This window comes from Allobosea sp. CS1GBMeth4 (assembly GCF_900185715.1).
In the GTDB taxonomy this organism is placed as follows: Bacteria; Pseudomonadota; Alphaproteobacteria; order Rhizobiales; family Beijerinckiaceae; genus Allobosea.
Map to the genome: position 1 here is coordinate 16,720 of NZ_FYAS01000045.1, position 22,299 is coordinate 39,018.

At 68.6% G+C, this 22,299-nt stretch carries 22 protein-coding genes; 8 read left to right on the forward strand and 14 right to left on the reverse strand.

Features of this window, described 5'->3' with window-relative positions:
* Positions 1 to 61: 61 nt before the first annotated feature.
* Complete coding sequence (locus CS1GBM4_RS22070; RefSeq protein WP_186420918.1) at positions 62 to 379, reverse strand: AzlD domain-containing protein; 318 nt, start codon at positions 377 to 379, stop codon at positions 62 to 64.
* The gene (locus tag CS1GBM4_RS22075; RefSeq protein WP_186420919.1) at positions 366 to 1,094 is read right to left on the reverse strand and encodes an AzlC family ABC transporter permease; all 729 of its coding nucleotides are present in this window, start codon (positions 1,092 to 1,094) and stop codon (positions 366 to 368) included. The genes CS1GBM4_RS22070 and CS1GBM4_RS22075 overlap by 14 nt, the downstream gene beginning before the upstream one ends.
* A gap of 122 nt (positions 1,095 to 1,216) precedes the next feature.
* Here CS1GBM4_RS22075 and CS1GBM4_RS22080 point away from each other — a divergent pair, with 122 nt between their 5' ends.
* A complete protein-coding gene (locus tag CS1GBM4_RS22080) occupies positions 1,217 to 1,825 on the forward strand; it encodes a 4'-phosphopantetheinyl transferase superfamily protein (RefSeq protein ID WP_186420920.1) in 609 nt (202 codons plus the stop codon).
* A 10-nt stretch (positions 1,826 to 1,835) separates the two neighbouring features.
* Here the strand turns inward: CS1GBM4_RS22080 and CS1GBM4_RS22085 are convergent, their stop codons facing one another.
* From CS1GBM4_RS22085 to pheS, 7 genes are all read right to left on the reverse strand, one after another.
* Positions 1,836 to 2,576, reverse strand: a complete 741-nt coding sequence (locus CS1GBM4_RS22085) for a TerC family protein (RefSeq protein WP_186420921.1) — start codon at positions 2,574 to 2,576, stop codon at positions 1,836 to 1,838.
* 19 nt (positions 2,577 to 2,595) lie between these two features.
* On the reverse strand, positions 2,596 to 3,300 hold the full coding sequence (locus tag CS1GBM4_RS22090) for a TerC family protein (protein WP_244607352.1): 705 nt from the start codon (positions 3,298 to 3,300) through the stop codon (positions 2,596 to 2,598).
* Positions 3,301 to 3,372: 72 nt separating this feature from the next.
* The gene (locus tag CS1GBM4_RS22095; RefSeq protein ID WP_186420922.1) at positions 3,373 to 4,452 is read right to left on the reverse strand and encodes a tartrate dehydrogenase; all 1,080 of its coding nucleotides are present in this window, start codon (positions 4,450 to 4,452) and stop codon (positions 3,373 to 3,375) included.
* Positions 4,449 to 5,360, reverse strand: a complete 912-nt coding sequence (locus tag CS1GBM4_RS22100) for an alpha/beta hydrolase (RefSeq protein ID WP_186420923.1) — start codon at positions 5,358 to 5,360, stop codon at positions 4,449 to 4,451. Before CS1GBM4_RS22100 ends, CS1GBM4_RS22095 begins: the two co-directional genes overlap by 4 nt.
* Before the next feature lie 225 nt (positions 5,361 to 5,585).
* The gene (pheT, locus tag CS1GBM4_RS22105; protein ID WP_186420924.1) at positions 5,586 to 8,009 is read right to left on the reverse strand and encodes a phenylalanine--tRNA ligase subunit beta; all 2,424 of its coding nucleotides are present in this window, start codon (positions 8,007 to 8,009) and stop codon (positions 5,586 to 5,588) included.
* A complete protein-coding gene (locus CS1GBM4_RS22110) occupies positions 8,006 to 9,193 on the reverse strand; it encodes a glycosyltransferase (RefSeq protein ID WP_186420925.1) in 1,188 nt (395 codons plus the stop codon). The genes pheT and CS1GBM4_RS22110 overlap by 4 nt, the downstream gene beginning before the upstream one ends.
* 29 nt (positions 9,194 to 9,222) lie before the next feature.
* Positions 9,223 to 10,305, reverse strand: a complete 1,083-nt coding sequence (pheS, locus tag CS1GBM4_RS22115; protein WP_186420926.1) for a phenylalanine--tRNA ligase subunit alpha — start codon at positions 10,303 to 10,305, stop codon at positions 9,223 to 9,225.
* A gap of 221 nt (positions 10,306 to 10,526) precedes the next feature.
* On the opposite strand from pheS, the gene CS1GBM4_RS22120 reads away from it, so the two are divergent.
* Positions 10,527 to 11,288 (forward strand): TIGR00730 family Rossman fold protein, encoded by a 762-nt coding sequence (locus CS1GBM4_RS22120; RefSeq protein WP_186420927.1) that lies wholly within the window; start codon positions 10,527 to 10,529, stop codon positions 11,286 to 11,288.
* 130 nt (positions 11,289 to 11,418) lie between these two features.
* Here CS1GBM4_RS22120 and rplT read toward each other — a convergent pair whose 3' ends face one another.
* The 4 genes from rplT to CS1GBM4_RS22140 all read right to left on the reverse strand — a co-directional run bounded on the left by rplT (position 11,419) and on the right by CS1GBM4_RS22140 (position 16,141).
* The gene (rplT, locus tag CS1GBM4_RS22125; protein ID WP_186420928.1) at positions 11,419 to 11,793 is read right to left on the reverse strand and encodes a 50S ribosomal protein L20; all 375 of its coding nucleotides are present in this window, start codon (positions 11,791 to 11,793) and stop codon (positions 11,419 to 11,421) included.
* A gap of 28 nt (positions 11,794 to 11,821) precedes the next feature.
* Complete coding sequence (rpmI, locus tag CS1GBM4_RS22130) at positions 11,822 to 12,022, reverse strand: 50S ribosomal protein L35 (RefSeq protein WP_186420929.1); 201 nt, start codon at positions 12,020 to 12,022, stop codon at positions 11,822 to 11,824.
* 163 nt (positions 12,023 to 12,185) lie between these two features.
* Complete coding sequence (locus CS1GBM4_RS22135) at positions 12,186 to 14,687, reverse strand: chemotaxis protein CheW (protein ID WP_186420930.1); 2,502 nt, start codon at positions 14,685 to 14,687, stop codon at positions 12,186 to 12,188.
* A gap of 242 nt (positions 14,688 to 14,929) precedes the next feature.
* Positions 14,930 to 16,141 carry an MFS transporter gene (locus tag CS1GBM4_RS22140; protein WP_186420931.1) on the reverse strand — a complete coding sequence of 404 codons (1,212 nt, stop codon included), beginning with the start codon at positions 16,139 to 16,141 and terminating at the stop codon, positions 14,930 to 14,932.
* Positions 16,142 to 16,258: 117 nt separating this feature from the next.
* Between CS1GBM4_RS22140 and CS1GBM4_RS22145 the strand changes: the two genes are divergently transcribed.
* The 5 genes from CS1GBM4_RS22145 (at position 16,259) to CS1GBM4_RS22165 (ending at position 21,051) form a co-directional block, all read left to right on the forward strand.
* Positions 16,259 to 16,849, forward strand: coding sequence for a TetR/AcrR family transcriptional regulator (locus tag CS1GBM4_RS22145; protein WP_186420932.1), 591 nt, complete (start codon positions 16,259 to 16,261; stop codon positions 16,847 to 16,849).
* A 158-nt stretch (positions 16,850 to 17,007) separates the two neighbouring features.
* Positions 17,008 to 17,898 (forward strand): MurR/RpiR family transcriptional regulator, encoded by an 891-nt coding sequence (locus CS1GBM4_RS22150; protein ID WP_186420933.1) that lies wholly within the window; start codon positions 17,008 to 17,010, stop codon positions 17,896 to 17,898.
* Positions 17,895 to 19,232 carry an aspartate aminotransferase family protein gene (locus CS1GBM4_RS22155; protein WP_186420934.1) on the forward strand — a complete coding sequence of 446 codons (1,338 nt, stop codon included), beginning with the start codon at positions 17,895 to 17,897 and terminating at the stop codon, positions 19,230 to 19,232. Before CS1GBM4_RS22150 ends, CS1GBM4_RS22155 begins: the two co-directional genes overlap by 4 nt.
* A 57-nt stretch (positions 19,233 to 19,289) precedes the next feature.
* Entirely contained in the window at positions 19,290 to 20,327 is a 1,038-nt protein-coding gene (locus CS1GBM4_RS22160; protein WP_186420935.1) for an amino acid ABC transporter substrate-binding protein, read from the forward strand.
* 91 nt (positions 20,328 to 20,418) lie between these two features.
* Positions 20,419 to 21,051: an arylsulfatase gene (locus tag CS1GBM4_RS22165; protein ID WP_186420936.1), complete on the forward strand. Its 633-nt coding sequence runs from the start codon at positions 20,419 to 20,421 to the stop codon at positions 21,049 to 21,051.
* 52 nt (positions 21,052 to 21,103) lie between these two features.
* Here the strand turns inward: CS1GBM4_RS22165 and CS1GBM4_RS22170 are convergent, their stop codons facing one another.
* Positions 21,104 to 21,682 carry a Crp/Fnr family transcriptional regulator gene (locus tag CS1GBM4_RS22170; RefSeq protein ID WP_186420937.1) on the reverse strand — a complete coding sequence of 193 codons (579 nt, stop codon included), beginning with the start codon at positions 21,680 to 21,682 and terminating at the stop codon, positions 21,104 to 21,106.
* A gap of 68 nt (positions 21,683 to 21,750) precedes the next feature.
* Here CS1GBM4_RS22170 and CS1GBM4_RS22175 point away from each other — a divergent pair, with 68 nt between their 5' ends.
* A complete protein-coding gene (locus CS1GBM4_RS22175; protein ID WP_186420938.1) occupies positions 21,751 to 22,284 on the forward strand; it encodes a hypothetical protein in 534 nt (177 codons plus the stop codon).
* The last annotated feature ends 15 nt before the right edge of the window (positions 22,285 to 22,299 follow it).

Sequence of the window (22,299 nt, forward strand, 5' to 3'; positions counted from 1 at the left end):
GCATATGATCGCAGCCGGTGATGGATGGGGAGCCCGCGGCAAGGGCACCCGCCCGCCGCGCTCAGAATCCCGCGGCGCGCATCAGCGAGACCACGGCCATGCCGACGAGCAGCGCCAGCAATTCGCTGCGCCGGAGAACCATGCTGGCGATGGCGGCCAGCAGGGCGAGCCCGGCCGCGAGGCCGAGGCGCTCGATCATCGGCAGCACGGTCGCGACCACGATCGAGCCCGGCAGGGCCGCGAGCCCGCGCCGCACCCGTGGCGTCAACGGGATGAAGCCCATCAGGACCACGCCGGATATGCGGCAGAGATAGGTCGCCAGCGCCATGGCGGCGATGGCGAGATAAGGCCCCCAGCTTCCCGGTTCAGGCAGGGTCATCGAGCAGCGCCCCCGCGAGAGCGCCGGACAGCGCGCCGACGATGATGAAGGCGTAGCCACCGACGAGACGGGCGGTGACCAGCGCGACGATGCCGGCCACGATCCAGGGCAGCGCCGCGCGCGGGCCGCGCCAGAGCGGCACGAGCATCGCTGCGAAGAAGATCGGCATGACGAGGTCGATGCCGTACTGGCGCGGATCGGCGACCAGCGCGCCGAGCAGATAGCCCGGCAGCGTCGCCACCACCCAGATCAGCCAGAGCGCCAGCCCGGCGCCGACCAGCACGCCGAGATCGCGCCCGCCCTCGCTTTGGTAGCGCGTGCCGATCAGCCAGTTCGCGTCGGTGAAGAAGAAGAGATGCACCGCATTGACCAGCCTGGGATAGCGCGCGAGCCAGGGCTGGAGCGACGCGCCCTGCAGCACCATGCGGGCATTGACCGTCGCAGTGACCACCGCGAGGCCGGCGATCGCGCCCCAGCTCCATTCCGGGCGCCACAGCTCCATCGCCACGAGCTGGGAGACGCCGGCATAGACCATGGCGCTCATCAGCACGGCCTCGAGCAGGCTCAGCCCCTTTGCCGCCGCGGCGGCGCCGAAGGCGACGGAGAAGACGACGATGCCCGGTGTCAGCACCGCGACGCGGCGGATGCCGAGCCTGACGCCGGCGAGGCTCAGCTGCGCCGCGACGGGCGGCTCCGATTTCGCTCCGGATGGCATGGCTTCACGAACCGGTTTCCTCGGTCGACGTCAACGCCCCCCGAGCTGCGGGGCTCCATGAGCTCTGCGCAGGACGCCTGCCTCGTCTTCCGCCTCCGGGCACGGTGCATTAGAAGCAGCCGATGTTCTGGCTCTCCTCAGCCGACGAGACCGCCCCGGCGCTGCCGGCCGCCTGGCTGATCGGGACCGGCGAGCAGCCCCGCAACCTGCCGGAGCGCTCGCTGCTGCGGCAGGCGGTTGCGCGGCGCGTGCTGGCGCGGCAGCTCGGCCTCCCCGAGCATGCCGTCGCGCTGGCCCACGAACCGGCCGGCCGACCGCTGATCGCGGCGCCGCGAGGCGCCGGGATCTGGCTATCGCTGGCGACGCGTGCCGGTCTCGTCGCGGTCGGGCTGGCCCATGGGCCGGTCGGCGTCGACGTCGAGCAGATCGTGCCGGGCGGCGAAGCGGCGCTCGACCTGCTGCATCCGCAGGAGCGGCGGATGCTGCAGAGCCTGCCGCACGCGGCCCGCCCGGTCCGCTTCGCGCAGCTCTGGAGCGCCAAGGAAGCCTATGTGAAGGCGCTGGGCACCGGTTTTGCGCGCGCGCCCGAGAGTTTCCGGATCGTCCTCGACGATGCCGGCGGCTTCACGGTGCGCGATCCCGGCCGCGACGGCACTGCGACAGGGCAGAGCCGCATCATCGAAAACGGCGGCCATGAGGGCATGGCCGCCGCGTTCGTCGTGATCGGGTGAGCCGGGCGCTTCAGCCCGGCTGGTCCGCCGACCTCGCCTTCAGCAGGTAGCCGACGAGGCAGACGAAGGCGGCGCCGATGATCGCCGCCGTGTAATGCGGCAGGTCTGCGGGCGCGAGCCCGACCGGATTGACATCGGTCGGAACGGTCTTGACCCAGCTCGGCATGACCGTGGTCAGCCAGCCCAGGACCGCCGAATCGCCGAGGATCATCTCCGCCGCGATCCAGCCGAGCAAGGCCGCACCGAGCCAGATCAGGATCGGATAGCGCTCGATGATCGAGGTCAGCAGCTGCGCACCCATGATGATCAGCGGGATCGAGAGCAGGAGGCCGAAGATGAAGAGCTCCGGGTGGCCCTTGGCGGCTCCGGCGATCGCGATGACGTTATCGAGGCTCATCACAGCGTCGGCGATCGCGATCGTGCGCACCGCCCGCCAGAGATTGTCGCTCGCCTCGATCTCGTTGTGCGATTCCTCCTCGCCCTTGGCGAGCTTGATCGCGATCCAGAGCAGCAGGACCCCGCCGATGAGCTTCAGATATGGCACGCCGAGCAGATAGGTGACCACGAGCGCGAAGATGATCCGCAGACCGACCGCGGCGCCGGCACCGAGCCAGATGCCGAGCCTGCGCCGGTTCTCGGGCAGCGAGCGGCAGGCGAGCGCGATCACCACCGCATTGTCGCCCGAGAGCAGCAGGTCGATCCAGATGATCTGGAGCAGCGACACCCAGAAGGTCGATGACGAGAAATCCATTGGTCGGTCAGTCCCCGTGTCAGAGGGCCGGATCTGGCCGGCGTCGCTTCAGGAAATAGCCGAGACCGAGCACCAGCACGGCACCCAGGATCGCGGCCGGGTATTCGAACTGATGCGCCAGCGCCGCGCCGAGCTTGCCGACCAGCCAGGGATCGCTTTCGAACATCTCGCCCGCGACCCAGCCGAGCAGGCCGGCGCCGGCCCAGACCAGGATCGGGAAACGGGCCAGCAGCGAGGTGATCAGCGAGGCGCCGAGCACGATCAGCGGGATCGAGATGATCAGGCCGCCGACCAGCAGCGGGATCGAATCCTTCGCGACGGCGGCGATGGCGAGGACGTTGTCGAGGCTCATGACGATGTCGGCGATCGCGACGGTCTGCACCGCCTTCCAGAGCTTGCTGCTGGCCGCGATCGAATCCTCGCTGCCGTCGCCGTCCTCGATGATCAGCTTGACCGCGATCCAGACCAGGAGCGCGGCGCCGACGATGTGCAGGAATGGCATGTTGAGCAGGGAGGCGATCAGCACGGTGAAGACGACGCGCAGCAGCACCGCGACGGCGGCGCCGAGCGCGATGCCCTTGGCGCGCTGCTCCGGCGCGAGCGCCCGGCAGGCGAGCGCGATCACCACCGCATTGTCGCCGGACAGCACGATGTTGAGCGCGATGATCTCGAAGAGCTTGCCCCAGAGCGCCGGGTCGAACAGCGAAAACGTCAGATCGGGCACCTGGTCCCCCCTCCTTAAGTCTTACGTCTTGTAGGCGCCGGCCAGAGCTTGTGGTCGGCGCCTGCGTCGTCGTCAACCCAATGCCTGCTCGATCGCCTTGCCGGCGGCCTGCGTGCTCAGGCTGCCGCCGAGATCGCGCGTGCGGGTGCGGGCGTCGCCGAGCGCGCGCTCGATCGCCGCCTCGATCGCCTTGGCCGCGTCGTGCTCGCCGAGGTGATCGAGCATCATCGCGCCCGACCAGATCTGGCCGACCGGATTGGCGATGCCCTGCCCGGCGATGTCCGGCGCCGAGCCGTGCACCGGCTCGAACAGGGACGGGAATTCGCCGGTCGGGTTGATGTTCCCCGATGGCGCGATACCGATCGTGCCGGTGCAGGCCGGGCCGAGATCGGAGAGGATGTCACCGAACAGGTTCGAGGCGACGACCACGTCGAAACGATCGGGATTGAGCACGAAATGCGCGGTGAGGATGTCGATATGGTACTGGTCGACCGCGACGTCGGGAAAGCGCTTGGCCATCTCCTTCACCCGCTCGTCCCAATACGGCATGGTGATCGAGATGCCGTTCGACTTGGTCGCCGAGGTCAGCTTCCTGCGCGGCCGCCGCTGCGCCAGCTCGAAGGCGTATTTCAGCACGCGGTCGACGCCGACGCGGCTCATCACCGTCTCCTGGATGACGACCTCGCGCTCGGTGCCGGCATACATGCGCCCGCCGACCGAGGAATATTCGCCCTCGGTGTTCTCGCGCACGACGAAGAAGTCGATGTCGCCCGGCTTGCGGCCGGCGAGCGGGCCGGGCACGCCGGGCATCAGCCGCACGGGGCGCAGGTTGACGTACTGGTCGAACTCGCGACGGAAGAGCAGCAGCGAGCCCCAGAGCGAGATATGGTCCGGCACCTGGGCGGGCATGCCGACGGCGCCGAAATAGATCGCGTCATGGCCGCCGATCTTCTCCTTCCAGTCATCCGGCAGCATCTTGCCGTGCTTGGCATAGTAGTCGCAGGACGAGAAATCGAACTCGTCGAACCGCAGTTCGAAGCCGTGCTGCTTGGCGGCCGCCTCGAGCACGCGCAGCCCTTCGGGCATGACCTCCTTGCCGATGCCGTCGCCGGCGATGACGGCGATACGATGGACGCGATTGGTTCCGGTCATGTTTCCTCTCCGAAGAAGGCCGAGAATTCGGCGGCGACGAGATCGGGGATCTCCTCCGCCAAATAATGACCGCCGGGCAAGGCCTTGCCTTGGACGTTCCATGCACGCCGGCGCCAGAGCGCCAGCGGATCGAAACAGCGGCCGATGATGCCGTTCTCGCCCCAGAGCGCGAGCAGCGGCTGCGCGAGCCTGCGCTCGCCGTCCTCGTCGTCATGGCGGATGTCGATCGTGGCGGCCGCCCGGTAATCCTCACAGCTGGCATGGATCGTCGCCGGATCGGCGAAGCAGCGCAGATAGTGCTCCAGCGCCTGCGGGGCGAACGGCGCGAGGCCGGCCGAGCCGGAGCCGCACTTCTTCAGCCAGTAGGCCTTGGGATCGGCCCCGATCATCCGTTCCGGGAACGGCGCCGCCTGGATCAGGAAGAACCAGTGCCAGTAGGCACGGGCGAAGGCGTCGGTCGTATGCGCATACATTTCGCGCGTCGGCGCGATGTCGAGCGTGGCGAGGCGGATCACCCGCTCCTCATGATCGAGCGCGAGCCGGTGCGTGACGCGGGCGCCGCGGTCATGGGCGCCGACGAAGAAGCGCCGGTGGCCGAGCGCCGTCATCACCTGCGCCATGTCCTGCGCCATGGCGCGCTTGGAATAGGGAGCGTGCCCGGCGTCGCTCGGCGGCTTCTCGCTGTCGCCATAGCCGCGCAGATCGGCGCAGACGAGGGTGAAGCGGTGCTTCAGCCGCTCGGCGAGCTTGTGCCAGAGCACATGCGTCTGCGGATAGCCGTGCAGCAGGAGCAGCGGCGGCCCTTCCCCGCCGGTGCGCACGCGAATGCGCGCGCCCGTCGTCGCGACGTCGAGCAGCCGGAAGCCGGGAAAGAGATCGTCCTCGACGGGCAGCTCGGTCAGCGACATCAGGCCTCTCGGATTGCAATAATCGGAGCCGATACCCTGTTCTTCCGGCGATTTCGCCCGCCGATTATTTCACAATCCTGATCAATAACGGCGGCAGGGCCGGAAGCAGATCGGGGGTCATTCCCGGGCGCAGCGAAGCGCAGGCCCGAGAACCTCATGACGGAAACGCGCCAGATGGCGCCCTTCCGGCCTGAGATGGTCGGCTCGAGGCCGACCACGGGCTTCCTATCCGCGCAACACCGCGCCATAGCGCTTGCCCATCTCGGCGACGATCTTGGCCGAGACGGCATCGATCTCCGCATCGGTCAGGGTCTTCTGCGTCGGCTGCAAGGTCACCGCCAACGCCACCGACTTCCTGCCGGGCTCGACGCCGGCGCCTTCATAGAGATCGAAGACGCCGACATCGGACACCAAGGCCCGGTCGGCATTCTGGGCGCTCCTGGCCATCTCGCCGGCCGCCACCGCCTTGTCGACGATGAAGGCGAAATCGCGGGTCACCGGCTGGAAATCGGAGAGGGCGAGCTTCGGCTTGACCTTGGTCGGCCTGTATTTGGGAAGCGGCAGCGCATCGAGATGGATCTCGAAAGCGACCAGCGGGCCCTTGACGTCGAGCGCCTTGAGCACGCGCGGATGGACCTCGCCGAAGGCGCCGATCACGCCCTTGGGCCCGAACTGCAGCGTGGCCGAGCGGCCGGGATGGGCCCAGGCCGGCCCGCCGGCGACGATCTGCAGGCCGCCGACCGGCACGCCGAGCCCGGAGAGCAGGCCGAGCACGTCCGCTTTGGCGTCGAAGGCGTCGACCGTCTTGGCAGCGCCGTCCCAATGGCGGCCGGCGCCTTCGAACTTCGCCGTGCCGCGGCGCAGGCCGGCGGCGGCGATGAGCTGGCCTTCCGGCTCGTCGCTCTGGAAGACCTGGCCGACCTCGAAGAGGGCGACGTCACCGAAGCCGCGATCGGCATTGGCCTGGGCGGCGCGGATCAGCCCCGGGAGCAGCGAGGGCCGCATGTCGGAGAGATCGGCCGCGATCGGGTTGGCGAGCGCGAGCTTGCGCGAGCCGCCGCCGAACAGCCTGGCCGCGGCATGGGAGATGAACGACCAGGTCACGGCCTCGACCAGGCCACGGCTGGCGAGCAGGCGCTTGGCCTGGCGCGTGCGCTTCTGCAGCACGGTCAGCACCGGCTTGATCACCTCGCCCTTGATGCGCGGCATCGGCACCGGCTCGACACGATCGAGCCCGGCGATGCGGAGGATCTCCTCGACAAGATCGGCCTTGCCCTCGACGTCGGCGCGCCAGGAGGGCGGCGCGACCTTGACGCGGTCGCCCGCGCCCGAGACGTGGAAGCCGAGCGAGGTCAGCGCCAGCTTCATCTCGGCCTGGGGCAGGTCGAGCCCGGTCAGGCGCTTGACCTCGGACCAGGGGAAGTCGATCGCGCCGGGGCTGTCCGGCAGTTCGCCGGCGAAGACGACCTCGGACGCCTCGCCGCCGCAGAGCGAGACGATCATCTGCGTCGCCAGGTCGAGGCCCGGTCGTGTGAAGTCCGGGTCGATGCCGCGCTCGTTGCGGTAGCGCGCATCGGAGTTGATGCCGAGCGCGCGGCCGGTGCGGGCGATGTTCAGCGTGTTCCAGAGCGCGCTCTCGACCAGCACGTCGGTGGTGCCGTCGCCGCAGCCGGAATGCTCGCCGCCCATCACGCCGGCGATCGATTCGACGCCGTTGTCGTCGGCGATCACCACCATCTCGGAGGTGAGCGCATAGGTCCTGCCGTCGAGCGCCAGCACCTCCTCGCCTTCCTTGGCGCGGCGGACGACGAGGCCGCCCTTGACCTTGCCCGCATCGAAGACGTGCAGCGGCCGGTTGCGGTCGAAGGTCATGAAATTCGTGATGTCGACCAGGGCGTTGATGGGCCGCAGGCCGATGGCGCGCAGCCGCGCCTGCAGCCAGTCCGGCGACGGGCCGTTCCTGACGCCGCGCACCAGCCGCAGCGCGAAGGCGGGACAGAGATCGCGGTCTTCCTCGGCGAAATCGAGCTTCAGGTCCACCGGACACGGGAAGGCGCCGCGCACCGGCTGGACCGGCGGCGTCTTGACCGTGCCGAGACCGGCGGCGGCGAGGTCGCGCGCGATGCCGGCGACACCGAGCGCGTCGGCGCGGTTCGGCGTCACCGCGATTTCGATGACGGCGTCGTCGAGCCCGGCATAGGCCGCATAGGGCTGGCCGACCGGCGCATCCTCCGGCAGGTCGATGATGCCGTCATGATCCTCGGAGATCTGCAATTCGGCGGCCGAGCAGAGCATGCCGTTCGATTCGACGCCGCGGATCACGCCCTTGCCGAGGGTAATGTCCTTGCCGGGGATATAGGTGCCCGGCGGCGAGAACACGCTCTTCATGCCGGTGCGGGCATTGGGCGCGCCGCAGACGACCTGGACCGGCTCGCCCTGGCCGGTATCGACCATGCAGACGCGCAAGCGGTCGGCGTTCGGATGCTGCTTCGCCTCGATGACATAGGCGATGGTGAAGGCGCTGAGCGCCTTGGCCTTGTCCTCGACGCCTTCGACCTCGAGGCCGATCCGGGTCAGCGTCTCGGTGATGGTGTCGAGCGAGTCGGTGGTGTCGAGATGCTCTTTGAGCCAGGAGAGGGTGAACTTCATGGTCTTCCGTCGCTACGCATGTTCGCCGTCGAGAGCGCCGGGACGGCCTGGTTCAGCTCGTCCTCGCCATCGGCCTTGATCTTCATGGCATTGCCGCGCCAGCTCACTTCGCGCGCGACGAAGGCATAGGCCCAGATGCCGGGAAATACGAGGTCGCGCGCCAGATAGGCCAGAGGCGTGCGCCAGTTCAGGAACCAGCCGACGCCCCTGGCGAGGACGATCTCGCCGGCATACCAGAGCGCGAGCACGGCGAGCACGCCCTGCCAGGCGGAAAATCCGAAGGCGGGAGCCCCATAGGCCGCCAGCAGCGCCGGCACCAGCGGCCCGACCAGGATCTCCGGCGCGAAGAAGGGCAGGAAAGTGACCCGGCGCAGGCGCGCCCAGCGGAACTGGCGCTGCACCACCTCCCCGAGCCGGCGCGGCCCGAGCGGCTGCTCGAAGGGCTGCCCCACGAGATGGACGTGCTTGCCGGCCCGGCGCACCAGCTTGGTCGCCGCCGCATCCTCGGCGATCTCGGCGGCGAGCGCGGCGATACCGCCATTGGCGTCGAGGAAGGGCTTGTTCCAGAGCATCGACTTGCCCTGCGCGAAGCCGAAACCGAGCGCCTCGCCGGCATATTGCCAGCGCGCCTGGAAGGTATTGAGAAAGGCGCACTCGACCTCGGCGCCGAATCCGTCCGGCCGCGAGCCGGCCGGCGTCGAGCAGACGAGGCCGGTATCCTCGCGCCAGGATGCCATCAGCCGCTGGACGTAGTCCTTCGGCATCAGCACGTTGGAATCGGCGAGGATCACCCAGTCGTGGCGCGCCGCCTCCCAGCCCTTGACGCAGTTGTTGAGCTTGGGATTGGCGCTGACCGCGACGTCGCCGACGATCAGGCGGACGCGATCGGCGCCATGCGTCGCGATCAGCTCCTCGATCAGCGGCACGATCGGATCATGCCCGTCGGCGACGCAGAAGATCGTCTCGTAGGCGGGATAGTCGAGCTCGAGGCCGGAGGTCAGCGTCTCCCGGCTGAAGGTCTCGATGCCGCGCACCGGCCGCACGATCGTCACCGGCGGGGCGAGCTTCTGGAGGCGCGACGGAGCCTGCCGGCGGCGCAGGCGCGCGAACGCGATCGCGAGGCAGACCAGATTGGCGGCGACCATCAGCGCCGCGATCAGTCCAGCCCAGTGCGCCGCGCTCATGCGTCTCCCCTTTCGAGCAGCCTTGGAGGTTACGAGGACAGGCCGCCGGTCAGGCTCGGCAGGTCGAGCGGCCGGAAGCCGTAATGCGACAGCCAGCGGATATCGGCCTCGAAGAAAGGCCGCAGATCCGGCATGCCGTATTTCAGCATGGCGATGCGGTCGATACCCATGCCCCAGGCGAAGCCCTGATAGACGTCGGGATCGAGCCCGCAATTCCTCAGGACGTTCGGATGGACCATGCCGCAGCCGAGGATCTCGAGCCAGTCGTCGCCCTCGCCGAAGCGGATCTCGCCGCCCTTGCGCGAGCACTGGATGTCGACCTCGGCCGACGGCTCGGTGAAGGGGAAGAAGGACGGCCTGAAGCGCATCTTGACGCCGTCGACCTCGAAGAACGCCTTGCAGAACTCCTCCAGCACCCATTTCATGTGGCCGAAATGGGTCTTCTTGTCGATGACGAGACCCTCGACCTGATGGAACATCGGCGTGTGGGTCTGGTCGGAATCCATGCGATAGGTCCGGCCCGGGCAGATCACCCGGATCGGCGGCTCCTGCGCCAGCATGGTGCGCACCTGCACCGGCGAGGTGTGGGTGCGCAGAAGCTTGCGCTCGCCATTGGCGTCGGGGGCGAAGAAGAAGGTGTCGTGCATCTCGCGGGCGGGATGGCCGACGGGGAAGTTGAGTTTGGTGAAGTTGAGGTCGTCGGTCTCGACATCCGGACCCTCGGCGATCGAGAAGCCCATATCGCCGAAGATCGCGGTGATCTCGTCGATGACCTGGCTGATCGGGTGGATGCGCCCGCGCGCCTCCGGCCCCTCGCGGACGGGCAGCGAGATGTCGAGCCGCTCGGCTGCCAGCCGCGCCTCGAGCGCGGCCTCGCCGAGCGCGTCCTTGCGGGCGGCGATCGCCTGCTGGACGGCGTCGCGCAGGCCGTTGATGCGCGGCCCGCGCTCCTTGCGCTCCTCCGGCGTCATCGCGCCGAGCGTCTTCAGCAGGGCCGAGACCGAGCCGGACTTGCCGAGCGCTGCGATGCGCAGCTGCTCCAGCGCCGCCTCGTCGCCGGCCGCCTCGATCTCCCCGACCAGGGACTCGCGAAGGGTATCGATGTCGTTCATGCGAAATGGGTCCGTTAGCGAGGCACCTTCTAGGGTGTCCGGCAGGTGGATGCCAGCCCAATCGTGCTGGCAAAGCATCGCGCCCACGAGGATTTCGATGATGCTCGCCGCTCGGGCGGCAGGTTCATGACAATCCCGTCGCAATCCTTCCCAGGCCGGAAGCGGGGGGCGACAGGACGGGGCCGCCGCGGCTATGCAATCGGGAAGACGGAGAAGCCAGCATGCCCGACAACAGCGCCCAGAAGAATTCGCCCAGCTACCGCCTCGCCGCGCTCGACCAGGACTTCATCCTCGGCGATTCGACACGCGGGGCGCGCTTCATGCTCGAATACCAGAAGGCCGAGGACAGTCTCAGGGCCCGCGGCATCGTCTCGACCATCGTCGTCTTCGGCTCGGCGCGGGTGCGCGAGGGCAATCCCTGGTACGAGGCGGCACGGGAATTCGCCAGGATCACTTCGGAACGCGGCGGCGCGCTCGACGGCAAGCATGGCGGCCGGCACCATGTCATCGCCACCGGCGGCGGGCCCGGCATCATGGAGGCGGCCAATCGCGGCGCGACCGAAGCCGGCGCCGTCTCGATCGGCTTCAACATCACCCTGCCGCACGAGCAGGAGCCCAATGCCTGGTCGACGCCGGACCTGACCTTCCGCTTCCACTATTTCGCGATGCGCAAGATGCACCTCGCCATGCGGGCGACGGCGCTGGTGGTCTTCCCCGGCGGCTTCGGCACGCTGGACGAATTGTTCGAGATCATGACGCTGGTGCAGACCGGCAAGATGCCGCCCGTGCCGATCGTGCTCTACGACAGCGCCTACTGGCCGGGGCTGCTCAACCTCGACCGGATGGCCGAGGCGGGCTTCATCCGGCCGCAGGACCTCGGACTGTTCTGCTATGCCGACACGCCGGAGGAGGCCTATCTGCGGATCGTCGACGGCGTCGGCGAGAGCTGGACGCCGAAGGCGGTCGACAGCGTGCAGACGTAAGCAGCCCGACGCCTCCCCGTCATGGTCGGGCTTGTCCCGAGGATGCTCGCCACAAGGCGAGCATGACCGCGAGCCCAAACAAAAAGGCCGGCTTGTCGCCGGCCTTCGTATTCCGTTCGGGTCAGACCGCTCAGGCGGCCTTGGCTTCCGCGCCCAGCGCGCCCTTGACCGTCTCGACCACCGCTGCGAAGGCGGCGGCGTCGTCGATGGCGAGAGCCGACAGGGTCTTGCGGTCGAGCTCGAGGCCCGCCTTGGCGAGGCCGCCGATGAAGAGCGAATAGGTCAGGCCGTGCTCGCGCACCGCAGCGTTGAGACGCTGGATCCAGAGCGCGCGGAAGGTGCGCTTCCTGTTCTTGCGGTCGCGATAGGCATATTGCATCGAACGATCGACGGCCGCCTTGGCGGCGCGGATCGTGTTCTTGCGGCGGCCATAGAAACCCTTGGCGGCCTTGAACGTCTTCTTGTGCTTGGCGTGGGACGTAACGCCCCGTTTCACGCGAGCCATGTCAGATCTCCGGAAAGGTTGTCAGGCGTCAGCCGTTGGGGAGGAAGTACTTCTTCACGTTGGCAGCGTCGCCCTCGAACAGGGTCGTCGTGCCGCGGTGATTGCGGATCTGCTTGTTGGTCCGCTTGATCATCCCGTGACGCTTGCCGGCCTGGGCGTAGAGCACCTTGCCGGTTCCGGTGAGCTTGAACCGCTTCTTGGCGGCCGATTTGGTCTTCATCTTGGGCATTTCAGCTCCTCATAGGTCGCGGGCGCGCGAGGTGCGCCGCTTCGATCTTGCTTCGGGAAGCAAAGAACGACCGCCACGGCAGCCCTTATCAGCCGGGCGATCGAAGGTGGCGCCTATGACAGAAAAGCCGCGCGCTGACAAGGGCCCGCGGCGAGCGGCCTCTTTATTCGGCCGCCTCGACGCGCTGCGTCTGCGCTCCCACCAGATCGCAGCCCAGCCGCTCGACGTCGAGCAGCATCAGCATGCCGGCGCCGGCATTGCCGACGACACCGATCGCAGGCACGTCGTCGCGGGCGGTCAGGTCCTTCAACGGCATGATATCCCCCGAAGCGACCGCGGGAATCGGCCCCAGCGCATCGACCAGAAGGCCGAGCGCCCTGCCGCGCGAGCGCACGATGACGATCTGCTGCTCGTCGGGCGCGCCCTCGGCGATGTTCAGACGGGCGCCGAGCCGCAGCACCGGAACGGGCGCGCCCTGATGGAGCTTGTAGCCGGCGAAGGCCTCGCCCGGGCGGGTCGCGGCGGCCGTCTTCACATCGAGCGCGTCGACGGCGGCCAGCACTTCGCGAGCCGGGACGCCGAGCCAGTGCGGGCCGATATGGAAGCTGGCGATCTCGAGCACCGGGCCGCGCTCGCCGCTGCGGCGCAGCCCTGCTTCCGCGCCGGCCGCGGCCTGCCGCGAAACGGCCATTCTCGCGGCCACGACCGGGCCGAGCGGCACGGCGCAGATGGCGACGACGTCGCAGCGGTAGCCGTCCTGGTTCTTGTATTCGCGATAGCCCTGCGAAAGTGCCGCGCCGATCGCATAATGGCAGCCGTCGAAGATCACGGTCCGGCCCAGATGCTCCCCCGCCGAGATCATGGCGAGGTCGACGTCCAGAGGGCAGGTCGACCCAACGGGGAAACGGTCGTCGCTGGCGGCGATGACATGGCCCGCCTCGTCGAGGAAGAGCGCGAAGGCGCCGGGGAGCGGACGGCCGCCGGCATCCCGCGGGACGCTGTCCTGCAGCATCGCGGCGAATTGCGGTGTCGCATCGAAGACGATGGCGACGCCGCCGGGCGGGCGGCCGCTGCGGCTCGGGACCGCGGCGGCATAGACATAGGTCGCCGCCCCGCCATAGAGCGCGGTCGGCTCGAAAGCCGAGACGGCGTAGTCCTGCGTCGTGCGCAATGCCAGCGTCCGCCGCACCCAGTCGCCCTCGAGGGTGCTGCCGAGGAGATGCTCCTGCGCCGGCTGGGAGACGGCGACGACGCAGCCCTCCGCATCGAACAGGATCAGGTTGCTGTAGACCGTGTAGAGCGCGTTGATCGCGGCGAGCACGTCGCGGCAGGCGCGGGCGCTCTGCGGCGTCCTCTCGGCCAGGCCGGCGGCGAAGGTCGCGTCCAGCGCCCACCAGCGGCAGTCGTTGGCGCGCTCGTAGAGATTGCGGTCCATGACGTCGATGGCGAAGGCGGCGTGGGCCTGGCATTTCGCCAGGATGGCGGCGATCACCGTGCGGTAGAGATCGCCGATCGACGCCTCGAAGACGGCCTGGGTCTTGCCGCCGGCATTCGAAACCTCCGACAGGAGCAGTTTCGAGAAGGCGACATTGGCCTCGGTCGAATCGGTCTGCCGAATCCAGCCGTTCCAGACGGAGCGGTTGAGGTCGCGCTGGATCACCGCCGCCTTGCGCGAGACCGTCCGCAGCTCCTCGGAGAGCAGCGCCGAGCCACCCGAAGCCGCGTCGAGCAATCCGGGGGCGATGGTGCCGACGCCGACCCCGTCCTCCTGCTCGAACGCGGTCTCGAGCGGCAGCAGCCCGATCGAGGTCCAGCCCGGCCCGAGATAGCCCTGATAGCCGGCGGCGGTGCAGGCCACCGACAGATATTGCCGGCCGCCGAGCCGCAGCAGCCGTTCCGAGGCGCGCAGGGCCTGCGGCGGCAGCTTCACGCCGACCGGCAGCTGGATCGGGCAGGAGCTCGCGATCACCGAACCGTCGGCGGCGGCGAAGGCGAGTACCGACCAGTCCTCCGGCGGTATCAGTTTGTGGAAGATGCCGTCGATCTCGTCGGCGAGGCGGAAGACGAGCAGGAGCACGCCCGAAGGGCGTTGCCCTGGTCGCTCGACCCGCCAGGCATAGACCAGGCGGGACTCGCCGGAGACGACGTCGAGCGGGCCGAAATACTCGACATAACCGCCCTCCCCCGCCAGCGCGTCGGCAACGATCGGATGGGTGCTGGCCGCGGCGGCATGCTGCTGCAGCCGGGCGCGGACGGCGCCCTCGGCGTCGAGCAGGACGATATCCGAATAGACCGAGTATTTGGCGACGTATTCGCGGAAGCGGGCTTCCAGGGCGGCCCGGCCGTCGGCCCCCGCATCCTCGCTCTCCAGCAACGCGTGGACATGCTCGTCCGCGCAGAGGAAGCCGATATCGGCCGTGCGCTCGAACAGGTTCCGGATCAGGATGTTGATGGCGTTCTGCGCCTTGGTCCTCACATCCGCCAGCGCCTTGCGATGGGTCTCGACCGCGAGCTGGTGGAGCAAGGTCGTGCTGAGCTCGCCGAAGGCGGCGCGCGTCCCGGCCATTTCGGTGGCGTTGCCGGAGAGTTCACCGAGCAGGCTCAACGTGTCCCAGGAGGCCTGCAGCCGGCCGAGCTCCTCGCGATAGGCCCTGATCGCGTGCATGTGCCTGACGAGATGCGCAAGCTGTGGACCCGCGGCCAAATCCTGGCTGCTCCCCATCATCTGCTCCCGATCAGACCGTGGGCGCACTTCCCGCCAGCGCCCGGCACGCGGTTCGGACGCTAGACCAGACCTGACCTGATTCGCATCGGAGACGAGCCGAAAAGCTGCTGATTTGATAGGCAGATTCGACGATTTGGCAGCCAGAGCGCGGCCCTGGCCGCGCGGCAGCCTCGCAGCCGAGGTCAGGCGGCGGCCACATGCCTTCTCCCGGCCGGCCGCGGCTCGGCGAGCAGGCAGAAGCCGAGGGCGACGATCGCGAGCGCCGAGAAGCCGCCGGCGACGGAGACGAAGAAACCCGAGCGAGCGCCGTGGAGGTCGATCAGCCAGCCCGACAGGGCGGAACCGAGGGCCATGCCGATGCCCATGCCGGTCATCACCCAGGTGATGCCTTCGGTCAGCTTCGAGGGCGGGGCATGCCGCTCGACCAGCGCCATGGCGACGATGATGGTCGGCGAGATCGAGGCGCCGGCGATGAAGAGCACGATGCCCAGCATCCAGAGCGAGGAGACGATCAGCAGCGGCAAGGTCGTCGCCGCGGCGAGGCCGATCGCGAGCAGCAGCTGCGTGGCGAGCGCCAAGCGCAGGCGCAGCGCGCCGAAGACGAGACCGGTGAGGAAGGAGCCCGCGGCGTAGGACGCAAGCGCCAGGCTCGCCGCCGCCTTGTTCCCCTGCGCTTCGGCGAAGGCCACCGCCGTCACCTCGGCCGTACCGAAGACCATGCCGAGCGCGACCATCAGCAGCGCGATGATCTGCACCGGCACCAACCGGATGGCCGAGCGGCCGCTGTCGGCGCCCTGCGGGTGCACGGGCGGCTCGGTGCCGCGTTGCGCTAGGAACAGCGCCATGCCGACGGCGAGCAGGATCGTCGCCGCCAGCGGCCCCGCCTCCGGGAACCAGACGACGCTGAGGCCGATGGCGACGACCGGGCCGATCATGAAAATGACTTCGTCGACGACCGACTCGAAGGCGAAGGCGGTGCGTAGATGCGGCGTGTCGCGATAGATCTCGGTCCAGCGCGCGCGCACCATCGCCATCATGCTCGGCGCCACGCCGGCAAGCCCGGCGAAGGCGAAGAGGACCCAGGCGGGCGCCTCGAAGCGGGTCGCCAGCATCAGCCCGGCGAGCGCGAGGAGGGTTCCGAGGGTCGCCGGGACCAGCACCCTGCTCTGGCCATGGCGGTCGACCAGCCGCGAAATCTGCGGCGCGACTACGGCATTGGCGAGCGCGAAGGTCGCGGCGACGCCGCCGGCGAGCCAGTACTCGCCGCGCGCCTGCGAGAGCATGGTGACGATGCCGATCGTCACCATCGAAAACGGCATGCGGGCGATGAAGCCGGCGGCCGAGAAGCCGATCGTCCCGGGCGCCCTGAAGATTTCGCGATAGGGGTTGGGCATCGACGTCTCCGTCACAGCGACGCGCTGATTGACATACGTTGCGTATGTGACATTGCTAGAGACATACGGTACGTATGTCAATTCACCTACGCACCGTATGTGAGAGAGGTATGGACGATGCGCAGGCCGCGCACGCAGATGATCGCCGAGACGCGGGCCAAGCTGATCGCCGCGGCGCGCACCGCCTTCGGCACGATCGGCTATGCCGAGACCTCGATGGACGATCTCACCGCTTCGGCCGGGCTGACGCGCGGCGCGCTCTACCATCATTTCGGCGACAAGAAGGGCCTGCTCGCGGCGGTGATCGCCGAGATCGACGGCGAGATGAACGCGCATATGCGAGCAATCCCGGCGAAGGCGCCCGATCCTTGGACCGGCTTCCGCGACGAATGCACCGCCTATATCGAGCTGGCGCTCGATCCCGAGATCCAGCGCATCGTGCTCAGGGAAGGCCCGGCGGTGCTCGGCGACCCCTGGGACTGGCCGACGCTGAGCGAGTGCCTCCGCTCGATGACCGAGAGCCTGACGAGGCTGGCGGAGGCCGGCATCGTCGCTCCGGTCGACGCGGAGGCGGCGGCGCGGCTGATCGCGGGCGCGACGCAATATGCGGCGCAGTGGATCGCCCATGCGCCCGACCCGCAGGCGACCTCGCGCAAGGCCATCGAGGCCTTCAACCTGATGCTCGACGGGCTGCTGAAGCGCAGCTGAGCGGCAGTGGCTGGGCCGATCGCTCATCCTTGCAGAGCCATCATCCTGAGGAGCGCACAAAGTCCGCTCCCGCCCCTCGTCATTGAAACAGATGTTGCGGTTTATTTATATCGGATATTTTGTTTCACATCCCCATCAGCCCTGCTAATGTCCGGCGCATGAACCAGCCCGACCTGACGGCGAGCCTCACCGCGGGCTTCGAGCAGCTGCCGCAGCAACTGCAGGCGGCGGCGCGCTGGGTGCTCGACCATCCGGCCGACGTCGCGCTGCTGACGACGCGCGAGCAGGCCAAGCGGGCAGGCCTGTCCCCGGCCACCCTCACCCGGCTGGCGCAGCGCTTCGGCCTCACAGGTTATGACGAGGTGCGTGCCCTGCACGCAGCGGCGCTGCGACGCCGGCCGGAGGGCTTTGCCGGCCGCGCCGGCGAGCTGATGCAGCGCCATGGCGAAGAAGGGGCGGGTGCAATCGCGCAGGACATGTTCGCGGCGCTGGCCGAGCATCTCCGGGCGCTGCGCGAACCGCAGGCGCTCGCCCGTTTCGAGCAGGCCGCGGATCTGTTGAGCGAGGCGCGAACCGTCTTCTGCTTCGGCCTGCGTTCGGCCTTCCCGGCCGCCTTCATGCTCGACTACATCCGCGACCTGATCGGAGCGGGTTCGGCCCTCGTCGACGGCGCCGGCGGGCGCGGCATCGACGCGCTGCGCCGGATCGGCCCGGGCGATGCCCTGTTCGCCGTCTCGGTCGCGCCCTATACGCGGCTCACCGTGCAGGCGGCGGAGATCGCCAGGGCGCACGGCGCGAAGGTGGTGGCGCTGACCGACAGCGCGCTCTCGCCGCTCGCAGCCCTCGCCGACGCAACCCTGCTCGTCAGGACCGAGACGCCGTCCTTCTTCCATACGATGACGCCGGCCTTCGCCGCGGTCGAATGCCTGGCGGCGCTGATGACGGCGCGCAAGGGCGAGGCTGCGCTCGCCGCGATCGCCCGCCACGAGGCCGTGCTCGACGCGGCCGGCACCTTCCTCACCCCTGCAGCCAGGCGAGGCCGCCGATGAGCCACATCCTGCACCGCGTTCTCGGCAAGAGCTATCCGACCGCGTCAGGCGGCGCGGGCATGGTGCTGCGCGACCGCGAGGGCCGCGAGCATATCGACGCTTCGGGCGGCGCCGCCGTCTCCTGTCTCGGCCACGCCCATCCCGACGTGCTGGCGGCGATGCATGCGCAGATCGACAGGCTGGCCTATGCCCATACCAGCTTCTTCACCACCGACGCGGCCGAGGAATTGGCCGACCATCTGATCGCGCGGGCGCCGGCCGGCATCGATTCGGTCTATTTCTGCAGCTCGGGCTCGGAGGCGATAGAAGCCTGCCTGAAGCTGGCCCGGCATTATTTCGTCGAGAGGGGCGAGAAAGCCCGCGTCAATTTCATCTCGCGCCGACAGAGCTATCACGGCATCACGCTCGGTGCGCTCTCGGTCGGCGGGCGGATGAAGGACCGTGCGCCCTTCGAGCAGATGCTGATGCAGGGCCATCACATCTCGCCCTGCTACGAGTATCGCGGCCGCCGGGCCGACGAGACCAGCGCGGACTACGGGCTGCGCGTCGCCGGGGAACTCGAGGCGAAGATCCTCGAGCTCGGGCCGGAGACGGTCTGCGCCTTCGTCGCCGAGACCGTGGTCGGGGCGACGCTCGGCGCGGTGCCGGCCGTGCCCGGCTATTTCAGGCGCGTCCGCGAAATCTGCGACCGCCACGGCGTGCTGCTGATCCTCGACGAGGTGATGAGCGGCATGGGCCGCACCGGCACGCTGCATGCCTGCGAGCAGGAAGGCGTCGCGCCCGACCTGATGGCGATCGCCAAGGGGCTGGGCGGCGGCTATGCGCCGATCGGAGCGATGCTGGCCTCCAAGAAGGTCGTCGATGCGGTCAGGCACGGGTCCGGCGTCTTCCCGCACAGCCAGACCTATGTCGGCCATCCCCTCGCCTGCGCCACCGCGCTCGCGGTGCAGAAGGTGATCGAGCGCGACGACCTCCTCGCCAATGTCCGCGAGCAGGGGGCGCGGCTGGAGCAGCGCCTGCGCGAGCGCTTCGGCAATCACCACCATGTCGGCGACATTCGCGGGCGCGGCCATTTCTGGGGCGTCGAGATCGTCGCCGACCGCTCGAGCAAGGCGCCCTTCGATCCCGCGCTGAAGCTCAACGCCAGGATCAAGCAGGCGGCACAGGAGCGCGGCCTGCTGATCTACCCGATGGGCGGCACGGCGGACGGCACGGCCGGCGACCATGTCCTGCTCGCCCCGCCCTTCATCATCGACGCCGCCACCGTCGACACCATCGTCGAACGTCTCGGCGACGCACTCGACGCGAGCCTGGCCTCGGCACGACCGGCCTGAGACTCACCGGAATCCGGGCCGCCAAGAGCCCGTAGCGACCACCACAGGGGAATTGCGATGCGACAGCTGAAGACCAAGCGACTGAAACACCTGCTCCTCGCCGGCCTCGCCACGCTCGGGCTCGGCGGCGCGGCCAGCGCCCAGACCGGCACGCTCGAGCGCGTCAAGGCGCGCGGCGAGCTGATCTGCGGCAACCATATCGCCCTGCCCGGCTTCGGCATCCAGGGCCCGGACGGACGCTGGGACGGGCTCGACATCGACCTCTGCCGCGCCGTCGCGGCGGCGATCTTCAACGACCCGAACAAGATCAAGTTCGTGCCGACGACGCCGCAGATGCGCTTCGTCGTGGTGCAATCGGGCGAGGTCGACATGCTGGCCCGCAACGCGACCTATACGATGTCGCGCGACACCTCGGCCGGCATGTCCTGGCCGATCATCAACTATTTCGACGGCCAGGGCTTCATGGTGCGCAAATCGGCCGGCGTCAGCGAGGCGAAAGGGCTGGACGGCGCCTCGATCTGCGTGACCCAGGGCACGACGACGGAGCTCAACCTCGCCGACTTCTTCCGGGCCAACAAGCTGAAATACGAGATCATCGGCTTCGCCACCAACGAGGAGGGCGTGAAGGCGCTGGAAGCGGGGCGCTGCGACGCCTTCACCACCGACTCCTCGGGCCTCGCCGCCGAGCGGCTGAAATTCTCCAAGCCCGACGATTTCGTGATCCTGCCGACGCTGATCTCGCGCGAGCCGCTCGGCCCGGCGGTGAAGCGCGGCGACGAAAGCTGGGTGGCGCTGGTGAAATGGGTGCACTACGCCATGCTCAACGCCGAGGAGTTCGGCGTGACCAAGGCCAATGTCGACGAGATGCTGAAATCGACCAATCCCGAGATCAAGCGCCTGCTCGGCGTCGAGGGCAAGTTCGGCGAGGGCCTCGGCCTGACCAATGACTGGGCCTATCGCGTGATCAAGCATGTCGGCAATTACGGCGAGAGCTTCGAGCGCAATGTCGGCATGGGCTCGAAGCTGCAGCTGAAGCGCGGCCTGAACGACCTCGCCTCGCGCGGCGGCCTGCAATACCCGCATCCGATCCGCTGACCATGTGCCATTCGGCAGGCATGCTGAAATCGCTTGAAGTGGCACGAATTCAGATCGTTCGGCCGGGTGCGGCCGAACGGAAAGCGCACTGATGCGGATCGCGCTGATTCACGCGCTGCGCCATTCGCCGCCTCCGATCGAGGCGGCGTTCGCGCGACTGTGGCCGCAGGCCACGCTGATGAATCTGCTCGACGACAGCCTCTCGGCGGACCTCTCCCGCGACGGGCGGATCACCGAGGCGATGACCGGGCGCTTCCTGAGCCTGGCGGGCTATGCCCGGTCGACAGGCGCCGACGGCATCCTCTGCACCTGCTCGGCCTTCGGACCCTGCATCGAGGCTGTGCGGGATGCGCTCGCACCACTGCCGGTGCTGAAGCCGAACGAGGCGATGATCGAGGAGGCGGAGGCGGCCGGCGGCCGGATCGGCCTGCTCGCCAGCTTCGCGCCGACACTGCGCTCGATGCCGCCGGAGTTCCCGGGATCGCTGACGCTCATCCCGAAGCTGGCGGAAGGCGCGCTCGCAGCGCTCGACCGCGGCGACGGCGCCGAGCACGACCGGCTGGCGGCGCTGGCGGCGGCCGAGCTGGCCGATTGCGATGCGATCGCGCTGGCGCAGTTCAGCCTGGCGCGGGCGGCGGCGGCGGTCGCGGCTGTGACCGGCAAGCCGGTACTGACCACGCCGGACAGCGCGGTGCGCAAGCTCAAGCGGCTACTGGGCCGATAGGCCCTGCCCGACAGCGTCCCGCCAGATCGACGGAACCGGCCCGGCGGATGGTTCAACAGCCCTCCCGGAACCGTTCCCGGCCAGCGGGCCGCCCCGCGCAGCGCCGGCGGCGAGCCAGTTCCCGATAAAGTGCCTCGGGAGCGACGTTGATCTGTGCCGCCAGCCCACCCCACATTCCCTTCGCGGGGAGCCGCTCGCCACTGGCCAGCAGCCAGGCATCGAGCTTTTGCGCGACCGTCTTGAGCGCCAGGATCTCGGCGTATGCCCGCATGCGCTGAACGTCACGAGCGAGATGCGCGGCCAGCTCGCGCATGAAATCCGGCATTCTCTCTTCTGCCGCCTTCAGCTTGCGCGTGCTCACTCCGATCACGCTGGACGGCTCGCAGGCCACGGCGTCGCAGTGATATTCCGTGCCGAAATAGGACGCCTCGGCCAGAAGACTTCCTGCCGCAGCGCGCTGCAGAACCAGCCGCCTCCCGGTTTCGCCGTACCGGACGAGGCTGACCATCCCCTCCGTGACGATGAACATCCTGAAGACGGAATCGCCGGCACGAAACAGGCTTTCGCCGGCTGCGAGGCGATGCTCGCTGTCCCCCATCTCCAGCAGCAATGCGATCAATCGGCTCGACATGATAGCTATCATGTCGGCAAGCCGGGCGGAGTGGCAAGTCTCCCGGAGGTTCGGAGGAGTCAACCGTCATGCGCCGCCACCTCGCCGCCGTCGTCGCCACTCTCGCAGCGGGTTCGGCACTCGCACAGCATGCAGGCCATGGGCCGGGCAGGGCCTCCTCGTCCTATGCCGGCCTGGCGGAGCGCTCGGTGAAAGCCCTGTCTGTCGAGCAGATCGAGGACCTCCGGGCCGGGCGGGGACTGTCGCTCGCCTTGCCGGCCGAGCTGAACGGCTATCCGGGGCCGAGCCATGTGCTGGAACTGGCCGACCGGATCGGCCTGACCCAGGAGCAAAGGCAGCGAACGGAAGAGCTGTTCGCCACCATGAAAACGCGGGCGGCCAGCCTGGGAGAAGAGCTGATTGCCGCCGAGACCGAGCTCGACCGCCTGTTCCGGGACGGGCGAGCGACATCGCTTTCGATCGCAGCAGCCACCGAGAAGGCTGCCGGCATCCAGGGCCGGCTTCGCGCAAGCCATCTGGATTTCCATCTGTCGATGAAGACCCTGCTTACCGACGACCAGGCTCAGGCCTATGCCCGAGCACGAGGTTATCGCCGGCCATGATTGCCGCGGACGAAA